The sequence below is a fragment of the Rhodococcus sp. NPDC054953 genome (assembly GCF_053609225.1).
Map to the genome: position 1 here is coordinate 174472 of NZ_JBSGXD010000002.1, position 19616 is coordinate 194087.

The 19616-nt window shown below is 70.9% G+C and carries 19 protein-coding genes, 1 tRNA gene, 1 pseudogene and 1 riboswitch; of the genes and pseudogenes, 12 read left to right on the plus strand and 9 right to left on the minus strand.

Annotation, left to right across the window (positions count from 1 at the left end):
- Window positions 1-9: 9 nt before the first annotated feature.
- Complete coding sequence (locus ACWF62_RS02445) at window positions 10-1470, minus strand: alpha,alpha-trehalose-phosphate synthase (UDP-forming) (RefSeq protein WP_452629333.1); 1461 nt, start codon at window positions 1468-1470, stop codon at window positions 10-12.
- A gap of 49 nt (window positions 1471-1519) precedes the next feature.
- Entirely contained in the window at window positions 1520-1693 is a 174-nt protein-coding gene (locus tag ACWF62_RS02450; protein WP_378507343.1) for a hypothetical protein, read from the minus strand.
- A gap of 137 nt (window positions 1694-1830) precedes the next feature.
- Between ACWF62_RS02450 and ACWF62_RS02455 the strand changes: the two genes are divergently transcribed.
- From ACWF62_RS02455 to ACWF62_RS02480, 6 genes are all read left to right on the plus strand, one after another.
- Window positions 1831-3549 carry an ABC transporter ATP-binding protein gene (locus ACWF62_RS02455; protein WP_452629334.1) on the plus strand — a complete coding sequence of 573 codons (1719 nt, stop codon included), beginning with the start codon at window positions 1831-1833 and terminating at the stop codon, window positions 3547-3549.
- A complete protein-coding gene (locus tag ACWF62_RS02460; protein WP_452629335.1) occupies window positions 3546-5297 on the plus strand; it encodes an ABC transporter ATP-binding protein in 1752 nt (583 codons plus the stop codon). Before ACWF62_RS02455 ends, ACWF62_RS02460 begins: the two co-directional genes overlap by 4 nt.
- Window positions 5298-5386: 89 nt before the next feature.
- Complete coding sequence (ubiG, locus tag ACWF62_RS02465) at window positions 5387-6163, plus strand: bifunctional 2-polyprenyl-6-hydroxyphenol methylase/3-demethylubiquinol 3-O-methyltransferase UbiG (RefSeq protein WP_452629336.1); 777 nt, start codon at window positions 5387-5389, stop codon at window positions 6161-6163.
- 73 nt (window positions 6164-6236) lie between these two features.
- Window positions 6237-7037: an alpha/beta fold hydrolase gene (locus tag ACWF62_RS02470; protein ID WP_452629337.1), complete on the plus strand. Its 801-nt coding sequence runs from the start codon at window positions 6237-6239 to the stop codon at window positions 7035-7037.
- 134 nt (window positions 7038-7171) lie between these two features.
- The gene (locus ACWF62_RS02475; protein ID WP_452629338.1) at window positions 7172-8536 is read left to right on the plus strand and encodes a lysine N(6)-hydroxylase/L-ornithine N(5)-oxygenase family protein; all 1365 of its coding nucleotides are present in this window, start codon (window positions 7172-7174) and stop codon (window positions 8534-8536) included.
- Window positions 8533-8766: an MbtH family protein gene (locus ACWF62_RS02480; RefSeq protein WP_378507337.1), complete on the plus strand. Its 234-nt coding sequence runs from the start codon at window positions 8533-8535 to the stop codon at window positions 8764-8766. The genes ACWF62_RS02475 and ACWF62_RS02480 overlap by 4 nt, the downstream gene beginning before the upstream one ends.
- A gap of 9 nt (window positions 8767-8775) precedes the next feature.
- On the opposite strand, the gene ACWF62_RS02485 is transcribed toward ACWF62_RS02480, so the two are convergent.
- Together ACWF62_RS02485 and ACWF62_RS02490 are read right to left on the minus strand one after the other, a co-directional pair.
- On the minus strand, window positions 8776-10221 hold the full coding sequence (locus ACWF62_RS02485) for a threonine/serine exporter family protein (protein ID WP_378507336.1): 1446 nt from the start codon (window positions 10219-10221) through the stop codon (window positions 8776-8778).
- 1 nt (window position 10222) lies between these two features.
- On the minus strand, window positions 10223-10597 hold the full coding sequence (locus tag ACWF62_RS02490; protein WP_378507335.1) for a nuclear transport factor 2 family protein: 375 nt from the start codon (window positions 10595-10597) through the stop codon (window positions 10223-10225).
- A gap of 161 nt (window positions 10598-10758) precedes the next feature.
- Here ACWF62_RS02490 and ACWF62_RS02495 point away from each other — a divergent pair, with 161 nt between their 5' ends.
- A complete protein-coding gene (locus tag ACWF62_RS02495) occupies window positions 10759-11172 on the plus strand; it encodes a VOC family protein (protein ID WP_378507334.1) in 414 nt (137 codons plus the stop codon).
- 121 nt (window positions 11173-11293) lie between these two features.
- Window positions 11294-11365, plus strand: a tRNA-Thr gene (locus tag ACWF62_RS02500).
- A gap of 53 nt (window positions 11366-11418) precedes the next feature.
- On the opposite strand, the gene ACWF62_RS02505 is transcribed toward ACWF62_RS02500, so the two are convergent.
- On the minus strand, window positions 11419-11787 hold the full coding sequence (locus tag ACWF62_RS02505) for a hypothetical protein (protein WP_378507333.1): 369 nt from the start codon (window positions 11785-11787) through the stop codon (window positions 11419-11421).
- 159 nt (window positions 11788-11946) lie between these two features.
- On the opposite strand from ACWF62_RS02505, the gene ACWF62_RS02510 reads away from it, so the two are divergent.
- The gene (locus ACWF62_RS02510) at window positions 11947-12075 is read left to right on the plus strand and encodes a hypothetical protein (protein WP_378507332.1); all 129 of its coding nucleotides are present in this window, start codon (window positions 11947-11949) and stop codon (window positions 12073-12075) included.
- Between the two features lie 5 nt (window positions 12076-12080).
- Window positions 12081-12488, plus strand: a complete 408-nt coding sequence (locus ACWF62_RS02515) for a tail fiber domain-containing protein (protein ID WP_378507331.1) — start codon at window positions 12081-12083, stop codon at window positions 12486-12488.
- Between the two features lie 13 nt (window positions 12489-12501).
- Here the strand turns inward: ACWF62_RS02515 and ACWF62_RS02520 are convergent, their stop codons facing one another.
- Window positions 12502-13311, minus strand: coding sequence for an ABC transporter (locus ACWF62_RS02520; protein WP_452629339.1), 810 nt, complete (start codon window positions 13309-13311; stop codon window positions 12502-12504).
- Window positions 13312-13376: 65 nt separating this feature from the next.
- Window positions 13377-13690, minus strand: a pseudogene (locus ACWF62_RS02525) (DMT family transporter).
- Between the two features lie 14 nt (window positions 13691-13704).
- Window positions 13705-13770, minus strand: a riboswitch (guanidine-III (ykkC-III) riboswitch).
- Window positions 13771-13886: 116 nt separating this feature from the next.
- On the opposite strand from ACWF62_RS02525, the gene ACWF62_RS02530 reads away from it, so the two are divergent.
- Complete coding sequence (locus ACWF62_RS02530) at window positions 13887-14591, plus strand: response regulator transcription factor (protein ID WP_452629340.1); 705 nt, start codon at window positions 13887-13889, stop codon at window positions 14589-14591.
- A gap of 5 nt (window positions 14592-14596) precedes the next feature.
- Window positions 14597-16003, plus strand: a complete 1407-nt coding sequence (locus ACWF62_RS02535; protein WP_452629341.1) for a sensor histidine kinase — start codon at window positions 14597-14599, stop codon at window positions 16001-16003.
- A gap of 9 nt (window positions 16004-16012) precedes the next feature.
- Here ACWF62_RS02535 and ACWF62_RS02540 read toward each other — a convergent pair whose 3' ends face one another.
- On the minus strand, window positions 16013-18343 hold the full coding sequence (locus ACWF62_RS02540) for an arylsulfatase (protein WP_452629343.1): 2331 nt from the start codon (window positions 18341-18343) through the stop codon (window positions 16013-16015).
- Between the two features lie 104 nt (window positions 18344-18447).
- On the minus strand, window positions 18448-19590 hold the full coding sequence (locus tag ACWF62_RS02545; protein WP_452629344.1) for an oxidoreductase: 1143 nt from the start codon (window positions 19588-19590) through the stop codon (window positions 18448-18450).
- Window positions 19591-19616 lie beyond the last annotated feature (26 nt).

The following is a 19616-nucleotide window of genomic DNA, read 5'->3' on the forward strand; positions in this document are numbered from 1 at the left end:
TCGGGTGGCTCAGTCCACCGGATCGGTGGACAGCAGCGCGGGCCCCGCGACCGAGTCCCGGGACAGCGCGGTGAGGAACGACTTGGCCCAGCGGTCGACGTCGTGGGCGAGGACCTGACGGCGCAGTGCGCGCATGTGCCTGCGGCCGTCCTCGCGCGGCTGCGTCAGCGCCGCCTCCATCTTGTCCTTCACGTCCTCCAGGTCGTGCGGGTTGCACAGGTACGCCTGGCGGAGTTCGGCTGCGGCGCCGGTGAACTCGCTGAGCACCAGGGCGCCGCCGAGGTCGCTGCGGCAGGCCACGTACTCCTTCGCGACCAGGTTCATGCCGTCCCGCAGCGGCGTCACCAGCATGACGTCGGCGGCGACGAAGAACGCGATCAGCTCGTCGCGGGGGATTGGCCGGTGAATGTAGTGCACGACGGGCCGCCCGACCTCGGCGTACTCGCCGTTGATCCGGCTGACCGTCATCTCGATCTCGCCGCGCATCTGCACGTACGATTCGACCCGCTCGCGGCTGGGCGTCGCCAACTGCACCATCACGGTGCTTGCCGGATCGACCCGATCCTCCGCGATGAGTTCGTGCAGGGCGTCGAGTCGGACGTCGATGCCCTTGGTGTAGTCGAGCCGGTCGACGCCGAGCATGATCTTCTTCGGATTGCCGAGTTCCTTGCGGATCTGCTTGGCCCGATCCCGGATGGGCTTGGTGCGGGACTGCTCGTCGAGGGCGCCGGACGAGATCGAGATCGGGAACGCGCCGACCCGGACGGTGCGGAACCCCACCTGCACGACCCCGAGCTTCGAGCGCACCCCGACCGACCCCCGCGAGGTCTGGTGCCCAATCAGCCTGCGGGCGAGGAACAGGAAGTTTTCGGCGCCCCCGGGCAGGTGGAACCCGATCAGGTCGGCGCCGAGCAGACCCTCGACGATCTCGGTACGCCACGGCATCTGCATGAACAGTTCGACCGGGGGGAACGGGATGTGCAGGAAGAACCCGATCGTCAGGTCGGGGCGGAGCATCCGCAGCATCTTCGGGACCAGCTGAAGCTGGTAGTCCTGGATCCACACGGTCGCGCCCTCGGCGGCCGCCTTCGCGGTTGCCTCCGCGAAGCGGCGGTTGACCTCGACGTACGCGTTCCACCATTCGCGCCGGTACTCCGGGCGGACGATGACATCGTGGTAGAGCGGCCACAGGGTGGCGTTGGAGAAGCCCTCGTAGTAGTCCGACACCTCCTGCGCGCTCAGCGCGACGGGATGCATCTCGATGCCGTCCTCGACGATCGGCTCGAGCTCGGTGTCGGGAACCCCGGGCCAGCCCACCCATGCCCCGCGGTTACCGCGGAGGATGGGTTCGAGGGCGGTGACCAGGCCGCCGGGGCTGCGCTTCCAGCGGGTGCTGCCGTCGGGCAGCTTCTCCAGATCGACGGGCAGCCGGTTGGCGACGACGACGAATTCCGAAGCGGCAGCGCCCACTGTGATCCTGTCTTTCCTGCCGTGCTGCCGAGCGGGCAGCGGCGGCGAACTAGTCGACCTTGGCCGAGGGGCCAATGCCGAGCATAGACAGCAACATGCGGCATTCGTCGGCGTCCGCCGCGTACGCCGCGACGACCCGCTGTGCCTGTCGGGCGGTTTCGTCGGTGACGGGCTCGAGTTCCTCGTCGGGGATGTCGTTCTCGGTGGTGGTCTTGGTGGCCATGATGCCGGTTCCTCCATGGGGAAGCTGCGGGACGCGCAGCCGGGGATTTCTGCCCGCGACTCTAAGAGAACGGGGGCCTCCCGCGCCACTTCCGGCTGGTTTAGGGTTCACTCACTTCGCAGGGAATCGGGAGAGTGATGGCGGACGCACCCACAGGCACCGGCGGCGGCGCGATTCTTCGTCGCACCGTCCGCAGGCACCGCGGCAGGCTGACCTCGGGCACCGCGCTGCTCGCGGTCCACCAGCTCGCCGAGACGCTGGTGCCGATCGCGATCGGGTGGATCGTCGGGCGGGCGATCGCCCCCTCGTCCAGTTCGGCGCTGGTCTGGTCGATCACCGGCCTCGCTGCGCTGTTTCTCGTGCTCACCCTGGCGTGGCGCTTCGGCGCGCAGCTCATCGTGCGGGCGATGCAGCAGGAGGCGCACCTGCTGCGGGTGGAGGTGGCGGGCCGGATCCTGGACCCGCGCGGGGTGCGGACCGAGCTGCGGGCGGGGGAGCTGCTGACCGTCGCGACCTCGGACGCGGAGCGGGCCTCCTGGATCCTCGACATCTTGCCCCGCTGCGTTGCCGCGCTGACCGCGGTTGCGGCGTCGGCGGTCGCGTTGCTGGTGATCGACGTCCCGCTCGGGCTGGCGGTGCTGGTGGGGACGCCGCTGATCCTGGCGGTGATGCAGGTGGCCGCGCCGGTGGTGACCCGGCGGGTGACCGCGCAGCAGGAGGCGACCGCGGGGGCGGCGGCGCTGGCGACCGACCTGGTCGCTGGGCTGCGTCCGCTGCGCGGGCTCGGCGCGGAACGGGTCGCGGCGGACCGGTATCGGGCGGCGAGCCGCACCGCGCTGGCCGCGACCCTGCGGGCCGCCCGCGCCACCGGCGGGCACCTTGGCGCGTCGGTCACCGTCAGCGCCCTGCTCGCGGTCGGGGTCGCCGGATTCGCGGGCTGGTTCGCGCTGCAGGGCCGGATCGGTGTCGGGGAGTTGATCACGGTCGTCGGGTTGTCCCAGTTCGTCATCGAACCGCTCGGGACGCTGTCCCGGCTGCCGGGATTCCTCGCCGGTTCCCGTGCGTCCGCGGACCGGCTGGCCCTGCTGCTCGACGCCGAGCCCCTGGTCCCGCCCGGGACCAGGCCGGTGCCCGCGGTCGCCGACCTGGAGCTGGCCGGGGTCGGGTTCCGGTCGCTGGACGGGTTGTCCCTGCTGGCGCGGCGTGGCGAGCTGCTGGGGGTGCTCGCGCACCGCCCCCAGGACGCGGAGGCGCTGGCGCAGCTGCTGTCCGGGCACGTCCCGCCCGGGGAGTATCGGGGCACCGTCACCGTCGGCGGCGCGGCGCTCGCCGAGATCGACCTCGCGCACGCGCGGCGGGCACTGCTTGTCGAGCCGCACCACACCGACCTGTTCGCCGGGACGATCGGCTCGAACGTGGCGGGCGGTCGCCCGGACGCCGACCCTGACGCGGTGCGGCGCGCGCTATCGGCGTCCGCCGCCGCCGAGGTCGTCGGTGCGCACCCGGAGGGCCTGAACCAGCCGGTGACCGACCGCGGTGCCAGCCTGTCCGGTGGCCAGCGGCAGCGGGTCGCGTTGGCGCGGGCGCTGCTCGCGCAGGCCCCGGTCCTGGTCCTGCACGACCCGACGACGGCGGTGGACGCGGTGACCGAACAGGCCATCGCCGACGGCATCGCCGCGATGCGTCACGGTGACACCGACCGCACCCATACCACGATCCTGATCACCTCCAGCCCGGCCCTGCTCGCTGCGGCGGACCGGGTGCTGGTGCTCGGCGCAGGCTCGGTGGTCGCCGAGGGGCGGCACGCGGACCTGGTCGCCACCGATGCGACGTACCGGAAGGTGGTGCTGCGGTGACCGCGCACGACGCCGTGCTGCTGCCGATCGCCCCCACCCGGCGGTGCTGGTCGTGGCTGCGCCGCGAACTCGGCAGGCGCCGCCGGTTGACCGCGCTGACCGCCGTGGCCGGGATCGTAGGCGCCGCGACGACGCTGGTGCCGATCTACGCGTTCGGTGTGCTGGTGGACCGGGTGCGGGAGCAGGCGGGCGGGTCCGCGATCGTCGGGGTGGTCGCGGTGATCACCGTCGCGGCGATCGTCGGCGGCCTGTTCGCCGGGTGGACGTCGATCCTGATCAGCAGGCTCGGTGAGGGGATGCTCGCGGGACTGCGGGAGGACACCGTCGACCGCGCGTTGACGCTGCCGGTGGCCACGGTGGAACGGGCGGGCACGGGCGACCTGCTGTCCCGGGTCGGCGACGATGTCGCGGTGATCGGCAAGGCGGTCGCGGACGTGGTCCCGAGCCTGGTGTCGGCGGTGCTGCTGGTGGCGTTGAGCCTGGTCGCGATGCTGGGCATGGACTGGCGTCTCGGGGTGGCGGGTGCGGTCGCCCTGCCGCTGTACGGGCTCGCGCTGCGCTGGTACCTGCCGAGGTCGGGGCCGGTGTTCGCCGCCGAGCGGGTCGCGATGGGGGAGCGGGCGCAGGCCCTGGTCGCCACGATGTCCGGTGCCCGCACGGTCCGCGCCTACGGGCTCGAGGACCGGCATCTGGCCGAGATCGACCGAGCCTCCTCCCGGGCGCGGGACCTGGCGACCGGGGTGTTCGCCCTGTTCACCCGGCTGGCCGGACGCGGCAACCGGGCCGAGTTCGTCGGCCTGTCGGTGATCCTGGTCGTCGGTTTCGTGCTGGTCCGCGACGGGCACGTCACCGTCGGTGCCGCCACCGCGGCGGCGCTGCTGTTCCATCGACTGTTCAACCCGATCGGGATGCTGATGTTCACCTTCGACGAGGTGCAGTCGGCGGGCGCGTCGCTGGCCCGACTGGTCGGTGTCGTCGACATGCCGGTGCCGATCCGCGGTGCGTCCGGGGCGGTCCCGCGGTCCGCGGAACTACGCCTGGACGGGGTTCGCTACAGCTACGACGGTGAACGGGACGTGGTGTGCGGCATCGGCATTCGGCTGGCACCCGGGGAGCGGGTCGCGCTCGTCGGGGCCACCGGCGCCGGGAAGTCCACGGTCGCGGCCATCGCAGCCGGATCGCTGGCCCCGACCGGCGGCGCCGTCACCCTCGGCGGCGTGACCCTCGCCGACCTCGGGGACGGGCTGCGTGAGCGGGTGGTGATCGTCAGCCAGGAGGTGCACGTGTTCGCCGGCCCGCTGATCGAGGATCTGCGGCTGGCCCGGCCGTCCGCCACCACCGAGCAGGCGGAGGCCGCGCTCGCCGCCGTCGGCGCGCTGGACTGGGCGCGGGCCCTCGACCGTGGGTTGGACACCGTCGTCGGTGAGGGCGGGTCGCTGCTGACCGCCGCCCAGGCCCAGCAGTTGGCGTTGGCCCGGCTCGTGCTGGCGGACCCGCCGGTCGCGGTGCTCGACGAGGCAACCGCGGAGGCGGGCAGCGCTGGCGCGCGGGATCTTGAGGCGGCGGCCGAGGCGGCCACCCGCGGCCGCACCACCCTGATCGTCGCGCACCGGCTCACCCAAGCCGCCGCCGCGGACCGGGTGCTGGTGCTCGACCGCGGCGTCGTCATCGAATCCGGGACGCACCCGGACCTCGTTGCGGCGGGTGGGCGCTACGCGACGCTGTGGACGGCCTGGTCCGGGCGGTGACCGCGATGGCACGACGGCGCCGATCGTGCAAGGGTGGTCCGGGGGGGCGGGTCCGTCCCCGCCGAGACCCAGGACGCGCAGGTGATCCGGTGCCGATCGACAACGACGTCTACGACCGTGTCGGGGACGGCTGGTGGGACGAGGACAATCCGCTCAACATGCTGCACGGGAGCCTGACGCCGGGCCGATTCGCGTACTTCCGTGAGGTGCTCGCCGCGCGGATCGGTGCCGATTTCACCGGGATGTGCGCGCTGGACATCGGCTCGGGCGGCGGCTTCCTCGCCGAGGAGTTCACCCGGATCGGGTTTCGTGTTGTCGGCGTCGACCCGTCCGCCGTCTCGGTGACCACGGCCCGCGCTCACGCCGCGGCGAGCGGCCTCGACATCGACTACCGGCTGGGCTCGGGGGAGCGAATCCCGGTGCGGGACGCGGAGTTCGACGTCGCCTACTGCTGCGATGTGCTCGAGCACGTGACCGATGTGGATGCCGTCATCGGGGAGACGGCCCGCGCCCTCAAACCCGGCGGCGTGTTCCTCTTCGACACCATCAACCGGACCCGCATCAGCAGGCTCGTCGCGATCAAGCTCATGCAGCAGTGGCGGTGGTCCCGGCTGTTCGACACCGACGTGCACGACTGGGCGATGTGCATTAGGCCCGCCGAACTGGTCGACGCGCTGGGCCGCGGGGGCCTGCGGGCCGGCGCCATCGTCGGACTCGGACCCCGGTCGCGGAATCCGCTGCGGGTCCTCGACATGGCCCGCGCGTCGCGGGGCAGGCTGCCCTGGGGTGAGGTCAGCCGCCGCCTCGACTTCGGCAGGACCCGGTCCACCGCGATCTCGTACATGGGTCACGCGGTCAAGGCCTGACAGGGCGCGGGGTGCCCGGATCGCAGCAGGGTACGGTGACCAGCGTCGTTGCCACCCTCGGAAAGGTCTGTTCATGCCGCTCGCCACGATCAACGGGATTCAGCTGAATTACCAGGTCAAGGGCTCCGGAGATCTGGTCGTGCTGATCATGGGGACGGGCAGCCCCGGCCGGGTGTGGGATCTGCATCAGGTGCCCGCGCTGGTCGCCGCGGGCTACCGGGTGTGCACGTTCGACAACCGCGGCATCGCCCCCACCGACGAGTGCGCTGCCGGATTCACGATCGAGGACATGGTCGCGGACACCGCGGCGCTGATCGAGCATCTCGGCGGCCCCGCCTACGTCGTCGGCACGTCGCTGGGCGCCCGGATCGCGCAGGAGTTGTCGCTGACCCGCCCGGACCTGGTCCGCAGGGCCGTGTTCCTCGCCGCCCACGGCAGGCGCGACACGCTGCAGAAGGCGCTGCGGGACGGCGAACGGGAACTGGACGAGAAGGGCATCACCCTGCCCGACACGTACCGCGCCGCGATCACCGCGGTGCTGAACCTGTCGCCCGCGTCGCTGGCCGACCCGATGGCCGCGCAGGACTGGCTCGACATTTTCGCGTTCTCCAAGGGCACCCCCTCGCCGGGGGTGCGTGCGCAGGAGGGTCTCGACGACTTCGGTGACCGCCTGCCCGCCTACGGGAGGATCACGGTGCCGTGCCTGGCGATCGGGTTCGCCGACGACCGCCTCGTCGCGCCCGGCCTCGCCGCGGAGGTCGCGAAGGCGATCCCCGGCGCCCGGTACATCGAGTTGGAGGACTGCGGCCACTACGGCTACCTGGAGCGTCCCGAGGCGGTGAACTCCGCGGTCCTCGACTTCCTGAGGGGCTGACGCCCGGGTCCTCGCCGCACCGACCGAACCCCCCTCGTATTAGGGTAGGCTGCGCTACTAATACGGGGGCCTCGGTTCGATGCGGGGTGCCGGAGAACGGGACCGCCGCTCCGCGGCGAGGATGGACTGCTGCCATGACTTCGACTCGGACGAGCGGGGATTCCCGGTCCGAAGTGTTCGACATCGTCGGCGTCGGGTTCGGGCCCTCGAACCTCGCGCTCGCCATCGCGATCGAGGAACACAACGCGGCATCCGCGCCGGAGGATCGGATCCGGGCCTGCTTCGTTGAACGCCAGGACCGGTTCGTCTGGCATCCGGGGATGCTCCTCGACGGCGCCACCATGCAGATCGCGTTCCCGAAGGACCTGGTCACCTTCCGCAACCCGGCCAGCACCTTCAGCTTCTTCTGCTATCTGTTCGACAAGGGCAGGCTGGTCGACTTCGTCAACCATCAGACCTTCTTCCCCAGCCGCCTCGAGTTCAACGACTACCTGCAGTGGGCGGCCGACCGTGTCGACGCCGACGTCCGCTACGGGTTCACCGTGACCGGGGTCAGCGGGGTGCGCTCGGCGGCGGGCACTGTCGACGAGTTCACGGTCGAGGCGTCGGACGGTCGGACGCTGCACGCGCGCAACATCGCGGTCGGTGCCGGGCTGCGGGAGCGGCTGCCGGAGTGGGCGACCCCGTCGCCGCGGTGCTTCCACAATCACCGGTTCCTGTTCCATCTCGACCAGATGCCGGAGCCGCGGCACCAGCGGTTCGCGGTGCTCGGCGCCGGTCAGAGTGCCGCCGAGGTGGTGCAATACCTGCATCGCAACCACCCGCAGGCCGAGGTGCACAGCGTGTTCTCGCGGTACGGCTACAGCCCGGCCGACGACAGCCCCTACGCCAACCGGATCTTCGACCCGGCCACCGTCGACGAGTTCCACGGCGCCAGCCCCGACGAACGGGAACGGCTGCTCGGCGTGCACAAGGGCACCAACTACTCCGTCGTCGACATCGACCTGATCAACGAGCTGTACACCGCCGAATATCAGGAACTGGTGAGCGGCAGGCGTCGCCTGTTCATGCACCGCGCCTCGGACATCGTGTCCGTGCAGGACGGCGCGGACGGCATCGAGGTCGCGATCCGCAGCAACCTGGACGGGCTGACCGACACGCTGACCTGCGACGCGCTGGTCCTGGCCACCGGTTTCGCCCCGGCACCGCTCGACGAGCTGCTCGGCGAGTTCGCGCCTGCCTGCGCCGTCACCGACGTGGACCGGGACTACCGCCTCGGCACCCCGGACGACGTGCGGGCAGGCATCTATCTGCAGGGCGGGACGGAGAAGACGCACGGTTTGACCGCGTCGCTGCTGTCGAATGTCGCGATCCGGTCCGGGGAGATCCTCAATTCGATCGTCGTAAGTCGGTCAGCGAGACGCGATCTTGATAGGGTCGAGTCCTCCACAGGGGTGGACAGCACCACGAACGAGTTTGCGACAAGCGAGGCCAAATGAGCACGAATCCCTTTGACGACGAAGACGGTCGCTTCTATGTTCTCGTCAATGACGAGGACCAGCACTCGTTGTGGCCCACCTTCTCCGAGGTGCCGCAGGGATGGCGGATCGTCTTCGGCGAGGAGAGCCGCCAGGCGTGCGTCGAGTACGTCGAGAAGAACTGGACCGACATGCGTCCGAAGAGCCTGCGTGAGGCGATGGAGAAGGACAAGGCCGCAGGCAACGGCTAGCCATCCGGTTCACCGCCGAAACCACCGCGCTCCGGGCCCGTCCTGCCATCGCTGCAGGAATGGGTACCGGAGCGCTTCGGTACGCGGGAGTCGCCGTGGCCGCCGCAGCGTCCGGGCCAGCCATTCGCCGAGGGTCACCCCGGCCGCGAGCGCGACCCCGATGCCGAGCGCCGACATCAGCGCGCCGATGCCGAGCAGTAGGTCGTTGTTCAGCAGCGCGTACAGGCCCCGGTACAGCGACAGGCCGGGCAGCAGCGGCGTGATGCCCGCGACGGCGATCACCTGCGGCGGCGTCAGCGCCCGCCTGGCGAGCAGGCCGCCAACGAACCCGACCACCGTCGCCGCGATCGCGGTCGCGATCACCGGCCCGATCGACAGGGTCAGCGCGGTGAAGTAGACGAGGATGCCCGCCGCCCCGCTCAGCCCGGCCACCGCGAGCGCGCGCCGCTCCGCGTAGCAGGCGACGGCGAAGAACAGCGCGGTGAACGCGCCGGCGACGACCTGAACGGGGATCTCGCTGAAGCTCGGCGACAGCGGATCCGGGGTGGTGTCCGGCAGCGGCGTCCCCAGCGCGGCGGCGATCCGCAGCGACACCGCGACACCGGCGATGATGCCGCCGGTCAGCATCAACACCTCGAAGAACCGGGCGACCGCCGTGACCGGGGCGCCGGTGATGGCGTCCTGCACCGAACCGACCAGCGCCAGCCCGGACAGCAGCACGATCACCCCTGCCGCGATGACCAGCGACGGTTTCACGTCGAGCCCAAGCGGGTCCCGCAGGGCGTAGAGCACCGCGGCGGGCGCCGCGGCGATGAAGCCGCCGACCACCTGCTGGAAGAAGAACGGCAACCCGAACCGGTTCAGCATCAGGTTCGTCAGGTAGATGACCGCCGTCGTCAGGAAGCTGACCACCGCCACCAGCGCGCCGCCGCCGAGCAGGACGGACGCGGACGCGGCCATCCCGGACCAGCCGAACGTGGCGACCCACCGGTTGTACGGATGCGGCGACCGATTGATCGCACTGATCTCCGCCAACGCGATCGCCGGGTCGAGGGCCTCGGTGCGCAGCTGCCTGGTCAGCTTGTCGACGGCAGCGAGCCGGGTGAAGTCGAGGGAGCGGTAGTGCACGATCCGCATGCTCGTCGCCGGGGGCATCGTCGGGCCGCGGTGGGCGCTGACGCGGATCGCGTTGTAGGTGACGTCCACATCGCAGCGGGCGAGGCCGTAGGTCGCGGCGACGAACCGGACCTGGGCGGCGGTGTCGGTCGCGGACGAGCCGGACGCCAGCAGCACCTCCCCGGAGCGGACCGCGAGATCGAGCACCTCGGCGACCCTCGCGTCGTCGGTCAGGTCGATCGGGCGCAGCGGTGTCGGCGCGGCGACCGGCTCGTCGACGACCGCGCGTTCACCGACGAGGTTGTTCAGGGTGGTGATGGCGCTGCGCCACCGCGACATGTCAGGACACCAGGTCCTCTTCGGTGAGGTCGGTCGCGTCGAACGCGGCGGCCAGGTCGGTGTGCCGGAACACCGACGTCACCTGGTCGTGCACGACGCGGAAGGCGAGGGCAAGCGGAATCGTCTCGCCAGGGCGCGCGGCGACCGACTGCCGCTCCTCGACGACAACCACGCCCTGGTGCACGAACATCCGGCCGGGTTCAAGCGTCAGCCCGGCCGTCGACGCCCACTCCCGCAGGGCGCCGAGACCCTGCCCGGCGCCCTCGGCATCGGCGATCTCGACGTCGTCGCTGGACAGCGCGAGGAGGGTGTCGATGTCGTCGGAGTTCAACGCGTCATGCCACGCGAGGACCGTGGCGATCTCGGATGTACTCATGGATGCCACGCTATCGGTTCCCGGCGCAGCCCGGCGGGTGGGTGGTGTTGGCGCGGCGGCGGCAGAACGGATTCCGGGACGCGAGGGGAATGTGCTCGAACGGCGGGCAGTTCACCGGTAAGGATGATCTCGACCCCCCGTGAACGAGGAAGGATCCACCGATGTTGCGAGGACTCAGCACCGTCAGCTTCTACGCCGACGACGTGGCGGCCGCAAGGGACTGGTACGCCGAGGTGCTCGGCACCGAGGCGTACTTCGCCCGCGAGATCGACGGGCACACCGCCTACGTCGAGTTCCGCATCGGCGACCTGCAGCACGAGCTCGGCATCGTCGACGCACGGTTCGCGCCGCATCCCCGCCCCGAGCAGCCGGCAGGCCAGGTCGTCTACTGGCACGTCGACGACGTCGATGCGGCGTTCGCTCGGCTGCTCGCCCTCGGCGCCACCGTGCACGACAAGCCCCTCGAACGCGGGCCGGGATTCGTCACCGCCTCCGTCGTCGACCCGTTCGGGAACATCCTCGGCGTGATGTACAACCAGCACTATCTCGACGTGCTCGCCGCGACGGGAGCGTGAGCCGCGCCAGCAGGAAGGCTTGCGCGGCAACGTTCCCGCGGGCGGATTTCGCGCGGGCGGTCCGGGCGGTCCCGTGTTCGGGGTGGTCCGGGCGGATGGATATGATGGGCGCGCCCTGCCCGCCTCCTTAGCTCAGTGGTAGAGCACTCGCCTTGTAAGCGAAAGGTCGTCGGTTCAATCCCGACAGGGGGCTCCGTTCGGCCCTGAACTGCGCACCGCAGTTCAGGGCCGTTGTCGTTCCCGGCGTCAGCAGGTGCCCGCGACACCGTCCGCGACGCCGCGCTCGAAGTCGGCCTGCTCCTGCGCCGACTTGCCCGCCCAGTCCGGCTCCGACTTCGCCAGGTTCAGGAACTCGTCGCCGATCGCCTGCACCTTCGCGTCGTCGGCGGCGAGACCGGCGTCCTTCATGGTCTGGATGTAGGACCGCACACCGTTGCAGGTGTCGGTGTACACGTCACCGGTCGAGACGGGATCGGCGTAGCCGCCCGTCGCCGACTCGGCGGCCGTGGTCGCCTCCACCGTCGCGGCATCGGTCGAGTCGGAGCCCGATCCGCACCCGACGGCGAGCACGGAGACGGAGGCGGCGGCGAGGACGGCGAACATGATGCGTTTCATGACCGGTATCTGTATCAGACCGTGCTGGCCCTTCCGACATCGGTCGCATGGTTGCAATCGGCGTGCGGGAGGACGACCGTGGAAGGTGTTCATCTCGTGGGGCCGCCCCCACGCCGAGGCCGCCCCGACATTCGACTCGACGAGAGCCTTGGAGGAATCATGCTTGGACTCGCGATCGGCCTGGGCGGAGCGGCGCTGGGTCTCGGACTCGGACTGCTCGGCGGCGGCATCGGACTTCTGCTCAGCGACATTCGGGCGAAGCAGCACATCCGCCCGCTTCGCCCCTGATCCCGGTGGACAACAGGGAAGACGATCGGCGGCGGCTCGGTGGCGCCCACCATCCGCTCGCGTGGATGCGGTCGCACGCGACCCGCCGGCGGGGCGTGTCGACCGACGCGGCGGTGCCGGACGGCGCCAACGAGGTCCTCGAACGGCTCGCGGACCTGCCGCTCAGCGTGTGGACGTACCGGTTCGACCACGAGTCGGTGCGCCACCTCGGGCCGATGGCGCAGGATTTCGCCGCGACCTTCGCACTGGGGTCGTCGGATCGGGTCATCGCCCAGGTCGACGCCAACGGGGTGTGCATGGCGAGCATCCAGGCGCTATACCGGCGGCTGGTTGAAGTCGAGACCGAACTCGACCGGCTGCGCGTCGCGTCCGGCGCGGCGCCGGGAACGCGGGGCACCGCGGCGTCCGGGTGAGCGCTCCGAACCGTCAGTGCAGCTCGTTTCCGTTCGGCCGTCCGCCCTTGAGCCACCGCCCCGGCAACCGCCCGGCAAGCTCGCCGAGCGGCCCGACGGCCGCGCCGAGCACGCCCACCGTTTCCCGGAGCAGTTCGACGCTGTCGCCCAACTGCTCCAGGTTCGGGGCCAGCGAGGTGAGGGTCTCCGACAGCGACACGATCTGATCGAGGGGACCGCCCTCGGCGATGATCCGTTCCAGCGGACCGTCCTTCGCGAGCAGCGACTCGAGCACGCCGCCCTCCTCGAGGGCGCGGTCGATGATGCCACCCTCCTTGGTCAGGGTTTCCAGGGGGCCCGCGGTCGCGGTGAGCCGTTCGAGCGGGCCATCCTCGGCGGTCAGCCGGTCGAGCAGGCCGCCGGGTGCGAGGAGTCGCTCCACCGGTCCGTCCTCGTCGAGGAGACGATCGACCGGTCCGCCGGGCGCGAGGACCCGCTCCAGGGGCCCGCCGGGTTCGAGGACCCGCTCAAGGGTGCCGCCGGGAGCGGTGAGCCGGTCCACCACGCCACCCGGTTCGAGGACCCGGTCGAGCGGGCCGCCCGGCCGCATCGCCTGCCCGAGGGGGCGCTGATCGGATGCGAGTTCCGCGATCTGCTGGAGCAGCTTCAGCGGTCCCGACGGGTTCGCCGTTGCGAGCCCGCCAAGGCCCGCGACGTTCCCGGTTGCCGACGCGGCCACCGCAACGCGGGCGGCGCCGAGCGCGGACTCGGCAACGCCGAGGGCCGTGTCGGTGAGCGCGAGGCCCACCCGGGCAGGCGCTGTGACCATCGCCACCAGGTTCATGCGGTCACTGTAACCGGACCCGACGGGCACCGGCCCGTGTCACGGCGCCTGCGTCGTGGGGGAGGTCAGTGCAGCGCCTTCAGTCCGATCACGCAGCCGACGATGCCGAGCATCAGCAGCACCTTCATCACCGACGCCGACTCGCTGCCGGTGACCATCGCGTACCGACGGTGAGGGCGGCGCCGATGCCCACCCACACCGCGTACGAGGTGCCGACCGGGAGGGTCCGCATCGCGTAGGCGAGACCGGCCATGCTGGCGACGATCGCGACCCCGAAGACCGCCGTCGGCCCGAGCCGGGTGAATCCGTCGGACCTGCCGAGGGCGGTGGCCCACACCGCCTCGAGGACACCGGAGATGACGAGGACGACCCATGCCATGGTGTTTCACTCCCAGGGCACCGTCTTGTCGCTGGCCGGGTACGGTGCGCTCGTCCGGATGTCGTCGTCGACGTCCCCCACCGTAGCAACACCGCGGTGGCGGCCCGGCGCCGCCGTGACCAGCGGGCCGCCGATTCACAGGAGACACTCAGCTTCCTGGCGGCTCGTCGGAAGGTGACTGCCCGACACTGGTCGGGTGACTGCCGCGCGGACCGAAGCGAAGATCCTGATCGTCGACGACGAACCGAACATCGTCGAACTGCTCTCGGTGAGCCTGCGGTTCCAGGGATTCGAGGTGGCGACCGCGTCCACCGGCGCGGAGGGCCTCGACCGGGCGAAGGCGTTCCGCCCCGACGCGATGATCCTCGACGTGATGATGCCCGGCATGGACGGATTCGGTCTGCTGCGCAGGCTGCGGGCCGACGGCATCGACGCGCCGGTGCTGTTCCTCACCGCGAAGGACGCCGTCGAGGACAAGGTGTCGGGGTTGACGCTCGGTGCCGACGACTACGTCACCAAACCGTTCAGCCTCGAGGAGGTGGTTGCCCGGCTCCGGGTGATCCTGCGGCGGGTGTCGCGGGACCCGGCCACCGCGGCGCCGGCGCGGATCACGTTCGCGGACATCGAACTCGACGACGACACCCACGAGGTGTGGAAGGCGGGGGAGCCGGTGTCGTTGTCGCCGACCGAATTCACCCTGCTGCGCTACTTCATGGTCAACGCCGGTGTCGTGTTGAGCAAGCCGCGCATCCTGGACCACGTCTGGCACTACGACTTCGGCGGCGAGATCGGCGTCGTCGAATCCTATGTGTCGTACCTGCGGCGCAAGGTCGACACCACCGAGCCGCGGCTGATCCAGACGCTCCGCGGCGTCGGATACGTCATGCGGGAGCCGAGGTAGCGGGGATGCCGCGGCCGCGCCGGGCTCCGCTGCGGGTCACCCTCGTTGCGGTGCTGCTGGTGCTCGCGGCGCTCGGGCTGCTCGCCTCCGGCGTCGCGGTGACCTCCGCGATGACGAACTCGCTGATCTCCCGGATCGACACCTCGCTGCGCGACGCGTCGCTGACGTGGGCGCGGCCCCGGGTGTACCCGCAGCCCCCGCCGCCGTCCGAACCGGGGCCCTCCCGTCCGCCGAGCCCGTTCTACATTCGGACCGAAACCCCGGACGGTCCACCGCCGCTCGTGATCAACGACCAGCCCGTCGACCCGGACCTGACCGAGATCACCGGCGCCGCCCCGGTCACCATCGGCTCGGTCGGGGAGGCGCGCGAGCGGTGGCGGGCGCTGACCACGACAACCCCGAAGGGCACCGTCACCGTCGCGGTCCGACTCGACGACGTCGACGCCACCGTCGGGCGCCTCGTCGCGCTGCAGATCGGGATCGGCGTCGGGGTGCTTGCCGTGCTCGGCGTCGTCGGGTACTTCCTGGTCCGGCGCAGCCTGCGGCCGCTCGCCGAGGTCGAGGAGACCGCGGCGTCGATCGCGGAAGGTTCCCTACACCAACGGATCCCGGTTCGGGAGGCCCGCACCGAGGTCGGTCGGCTCACCGTTGCGCTGAATGGGATGCTCGAGCAGATCCAGGCGGCGTTCGCGGCGACCGAGGCCTCCGAGGAGTCGGCACGGCGTTCCGAGGAGCGGATGCGCCGGTTTGTCGCCGACGCCAGCCACGAACTGCGCACCCCGCTGACCACGATCCGCGGATTCGCGGAACTGTACCGACAGGGCGCGGTCACCGATGCCGGGCAGGCGATGACGCGGATCGAGGGGGAGGCGTCCCGGATGGGCCTGCTCGTCGAGGACCTGCTGATGCTGGCCCGACTCGACGCGCAGCGTCCGCTGGCGATGGCCCCGGTCGACCTGCTGACGATCGCGTCCGACGCGGTGCACGCCGCCCGGGCGTCCGTGCCCGACCGGTCCATCGACGTGCAGGTCATCGACGGGCCCGGGCGTCCCGAGGTGCTCGGCGACGACGCCCGGCTGCGGCAGGTGCTGACCAACCTGGTGAGCAACGCCCTCGGGCACACCCCGGCCGACGCGGCGATCACCGTCCGCGTCGGCACCGTCGGCGGGTCGGCGCTGCTCGAGGTCGCCGACACCGGGCCCGGACTTTCCGCCGAGGCGCGGGAGCGGGTGTTCGAGCGCTTCTACCGCGCCGACTCGTCCCGGGCCCGCGGGTCGGGCGGCAGCGGGCTCGGCCTGTCCATCGTCGCGGCCCTCGTCGCAGCGCATGGCGGCACCGTCGCCGTCGACTCGCCGGACAGTGGGGGAGCGGTGTTCCGGGTGCTGTTGCCGCGCACCGGGATCGGTGACTGACCCGGCAGCTCAGGTGTACTCGACGGTGACCCTGTCGATGGTGCCGGTGAACGGGAACGGGGCGCGGTCGTAGTAGTCGAGGGAGACCGGGGACCCGAGGCAGGTGCCGATGTCGAGGCAGTCGTTGGCGGTGAAGAGCAGCGGCGCGCTGACCGGGACGGTTGTCGCGGCAACCTGATTGCCGTCGACGCTCATCCGAACATCGAGGGGGCCGCCCGGACGGGGCTCCGCGTAGCCGGTGGTCACGACGATGGTGTGCCGTCCCGGGGATACCGGTGCGGCGGACCGCATCTTGGTGCGCATCAGGATGAAGAGGTTGTATTCGTAGCAGAGATACCCCCCGTCTAGGAAGCACGTCAGCCCGCCCGCATTGGCCCCAAGCGCATAGAGGACGCCGTGCGCGTCGTCGGGAACGGTGAGGTCGACGGTGACCCGATTGTTCCTGTTTCCGAGGGCGGGAGCGCAGAACTCGGGCATTCGGGTGACGTCCCCGGTGAACTCCCAGCTGGTGTACGGGGTCGAGATGCGCTGCTCGGGGTGCATCGCGACCACCCACAACCCGCCGCCGACCGGGAGGGCATTGTTCTTGGCCGCTTCGATCGCGAACATCTCCCGTAACTGGGCGAGCTTCTCGGGGTGTCGATCGGCGAGGTCGCGGTTCTGCGTCCAGTCCTCGTCGAGGTGGTACAACTCCCAGGTGTCGTCGTCGGGACTCCAGTCCCGGATGCCGCCGGGCACCCCGGCCAGCCACGGCGCGCGCGGACCGAACGCCGACGCCATCCAGCCGTCGTGGTAGATCGCGCGGCTGCCCATGATCTCGAAGTACTGGGTGAGCTTGCCCGCCTTCGCTTCCCGATTGACCAGGGTTGGCGCGAAGCTGGCACCGTCGAGAGGATCCTGCGGGACACCGTGCACCGTCCGCGGGGCGGTGATGCCGAGGATGTCGTAGAAGGTGGGCACCAGGTCGTTGCAGTGCAGGAAGTGGGGACGCGGCACCGGGTCCGGGTCGACCCGCGCAGGCCAGCGGGCGACCATCGGGTTCCGGGTGCCGCCGAGGTGCGAGGCGAGCAGCTTCATGCCCTTGTATGGTGTGCTGCCCGCCCACGCCCAACCCGCGTGATACATGTTGTCCGTCTTCGGCGAGCCGAGCACGTCGAGCCCGCCGAGTTCGTCGAGCGCGGCGATGTGCTGGGCCGGGGTGCTGGGGATTCCGTTCTGGGCGAGGAGTTCACTGATCGTCCCGTTCTGGCCCTCGCCCGACGAGCCGTTGTCGCCCCAGATGTAGAGCACGAGGGTGTTGTCGCGGTAGCCGAGCCGGTCGAGTTCATCGAACAGGCGCCCCACCTGGACGTCGCAGTGCTCGGCGTATCCGGCGGCGACCTCCATCAGCCTGCGCTGGAACGGCTTCTCCTCGTCCGGGATGTCGTCCCACGCGGTCATCGTCGGGTCGCGGTCGGTCAGTTCGGCGTCCCGCGGAATCCAGCCCCGTTCCTTCGCCCGCGCGAAGACCCGCTCCCGGTAGGCGTCCCACCCGTCGTCGAACTTCCCGGCGTACCGGTCCGCCCATGGCTTCATGATGTGGTGCGGACCGTGCAGGCACCCACTGGCCCAGTACATGAAGAAGGGTCGGTCGGCGTCGAGCGCCTTGTGTCTGCGCAACCAGCCGATGGCGTCGTCCGCGAGATCCTCGCTGAGGTGGTATCCCTCCTCGGGTGTTCGCGGCGGCAGCACCACGGTGGTTCCGCGGACCAGATTCGGTTCGTACTGGGAGGCCTCCCCGGCGAGAAACCCGTAGAAGTAGTCGAATCCGACCCCGGTCGGCCAGTTGTCGAACGGTCCAGCGGCAGTGGTCTCCTCGGCCGGGGTGTTGTGCCACTTCCCGAACGCCGCCGTGGTGTACCCGTACTGGCGCAGGACCTCGGCGCCGGTGGCGCTGGACTTTGGGATGTGGCCGGAGTACCCGTCCCAGTCGTTGGCCAGTTCGGCGATCTGCCCGTTGCCGACCCGGTGGTGGTTGCGCCCGGTCAACAGTGCCGCCCGGGTCGGCGAGCACATCGCGGTGGTGTGGAAGCGGTTGTACGAGACACCCTCGTCGCGCATTCGTTCGAGTGTCGGGGTGTTCACTTCGCCGCCGAACGCGCTCGGCAGACCGGGTCCCGCATCGTCGATCAGGACGACCACGATGTTCGGGGCGTCGGATGCCAGCCGGGAGGTCGGCGGGCGCGGGCTGTACACGGACTCCTGCATCGTGCGGCCCGCGATGCTCCCCGATGGCCTCGGGGGGAAGGGGAGGGTGTCGCCGCCCGCTACCGGCTCGAATCCGAACGCATTGCCCGCCATTGCCTGCTCCCGCCCTCGAGATCACAGCCCTGCCTCGGAGCGAAGATACCCCGAGCCGGCCTCGCTCGCGCGGGACCGGCTCGGGGTATCGGCGGTGCTGGATCCTAGGTCAGGACCGACTCGTGCCTGCGTCGGTCGAACTCCGGCAGCGGTCCGCCCGCACGCAGGGTTTCCGCGATCCGCGGATCGGCCAGGTGCAGACGGCCGATCGCGGCGAGATCGAATTCGTCTGCGGCGAGCCGCTGTTCGAGTTCGGGAAGGTTGTCGACGGACTCCACCGTCGGGCCTGCCAGGCGTCCGTCGCGCAGCGACTTGCCGAGCCCGACGCAGCCGACGGCCATCGTGATCGCGCCGGTCGTCTGCTTGGCCCAGCCGGCGAGCGAGAGGTCACTGCCGTCGAACGCCGGGGCGTCGAAACGGCGGGAGCTGGCGTCAAGGACGTCGGCGCCCGCGTCGACGAGGGCCCCGAGGATGATGCCCAGTTCCTCCGGGGTCTCGGCGTTCCGCGCGGTGAAGTCCTGCTGCTTGTGCTGCGAGAAGCGGTAGATGATCGGCAGGTCGTCGCCGATCGCCGCGCGGATCGCCCGGACCACCGCGGCGGGGAACGCGGTGCGCCGCTGCAGGTCCCCGCCCCAGGCGTCGTCGCGTCGGTTGGTCGACGCCCACAGGAACGCGTCGAGCAGGTAGCCGTGGCCGCCGTGGATGGCGATCGCGTCGAACCCGATCTCGGCGGCGGTGCGCGCGGCGTCCGCGTAGGCCTCGATCACCGCGGTGATGTCGGCCTCGGTCATCGCGGCGGTCGGGAGGACCGCGCGCTCGACGTACTCCTGCGGGTAGGAGGTGACGCCCGGCTCGCCCCACACGCCGGACGGGCGCATCGGCGTCACGTCGTCGACGGTGCGCATCGCGCCGAACAGCGGACCGACGTGCCAGAGCTGCGGTGCGATCCGGCCACCCGCCTCGTGCACCTGATCCACCACCCGCTTCCAGCCCTCGCGGGCGGCGGGGTCGTGCAGGTTCGGAACGTCCGGGTGGTCGATCGCGCTGGGGTGGTCGATCCCGACGCCCTCGGTCACGATCAGGCCGGTGCCGCCCTCGGCGCGCCTGCGGTAGTACTGCGCGACGTCCTCGGTCGGCACGCCGCCAGGGGACTGGGTGCGGGTCATCGGGGACATGACGATGCGGTTCGGCAGCTCGAGGCCGCGGATGCGCAGCGGGCGGTAGAGCGGGGAATCGGTGGCGGTCACGTTGGCGGTACTCCTCAGGGACGGTC

Bases quoted from the DNA above. Each gene is read 5' to 3' on its own strand.
- ACWF62_RS02450 (WP_378507343.1), bottom strand. From the start codon at position 1,693: ATGGCCACCAAGACCACCACCGAGAACGACATCCCCGACGAGGAACTC.
- ACWF62_RS02455 (WP_452629334.1), top strand. From the start codon at position 1,831: ATGGCGGACGCACCCACAGGCACCGGCGGCGGCGCGATTCTTCGTCGC.
- ACWF62_RS02470 (WP_452629337.1), top strand. From the start codon at position 6,237: ATGCCGCTCGCCACGATCAACGGGATTCAGCTGAATTACCAGGTCAAG.
- ACWF62_RS02475 (WP_452629338.1), top strand. From the start codon at position 7,172: ATGACTTCGACTCGGACGAGCGGGGATTCCCGGTCCGAAGTGTTCGAC.
- ACWF62_RS02480 (WP_378507337.1), top strand. From the start codon at position 8,533: ATGAGCACGAATCCCTTTGACGACGAAGACGGTCGCTTCTATGTTCTC.
- ACWF62_RS02485 (WP_378507336.1), bottom strand. From the start codon at position 10,221: ATGTCGCGGTGGCGCAGCGCCATCACCACCCTGAACAACCTCGTCGGT.
- ACWF62_RS02490 (WP_378507335.1), bottom strand. From the start codon at position 10,597: ATGAGTACATCCGAGATCGCCACGGTCCTCGCGTGGCATGACGCGTTG.
- ACWF62_RS02495 (WP_378507334.1), top strand. From the start codon at position 10,759: ATGTTGCGAGGACTCAGCACCGTCAGCTTCTACGCCGACGACGTGGCG.
- ACWF62_RS02505 (WP_378507333.1), bottom strand. From the start codon at position 11,787: ATGAAACGCATCATGTTCGCCGTCCTCGCCGCCGCCTCCGTCTCCGTG.
- ACWF62_RS02510 (WP_378507332.1), top strand. From the start codon at position 11,947: ATGCTTGGACTCGCGATCGGCCTGGGCGGAGCGGCGCTGGGTCTCGGA.
- ACWF62_RS02520 (WP_452629339.1), bottom strand. From the start codon at position 13,311: ATGAACCTGGTGGCGATGGTCACAGCGCCTGCCCGGGTGGGCCTCGCG.
- ACWF62_RS02535 (WP_452629341.1), top strand. From the start codon at position 14,597: ATGCCGCGGCCGCGCCGGGCTCCGCTGCGGGTCACCCTCGTTGCGGTG.
- ACWF62_RS02540 (WP_452629343.1), bottom strand. From the start codon at position 18,343: ATGGCGGGCAATGCGTTCGGATTCGAGCCGGTAGCGGGCGGCGACACC.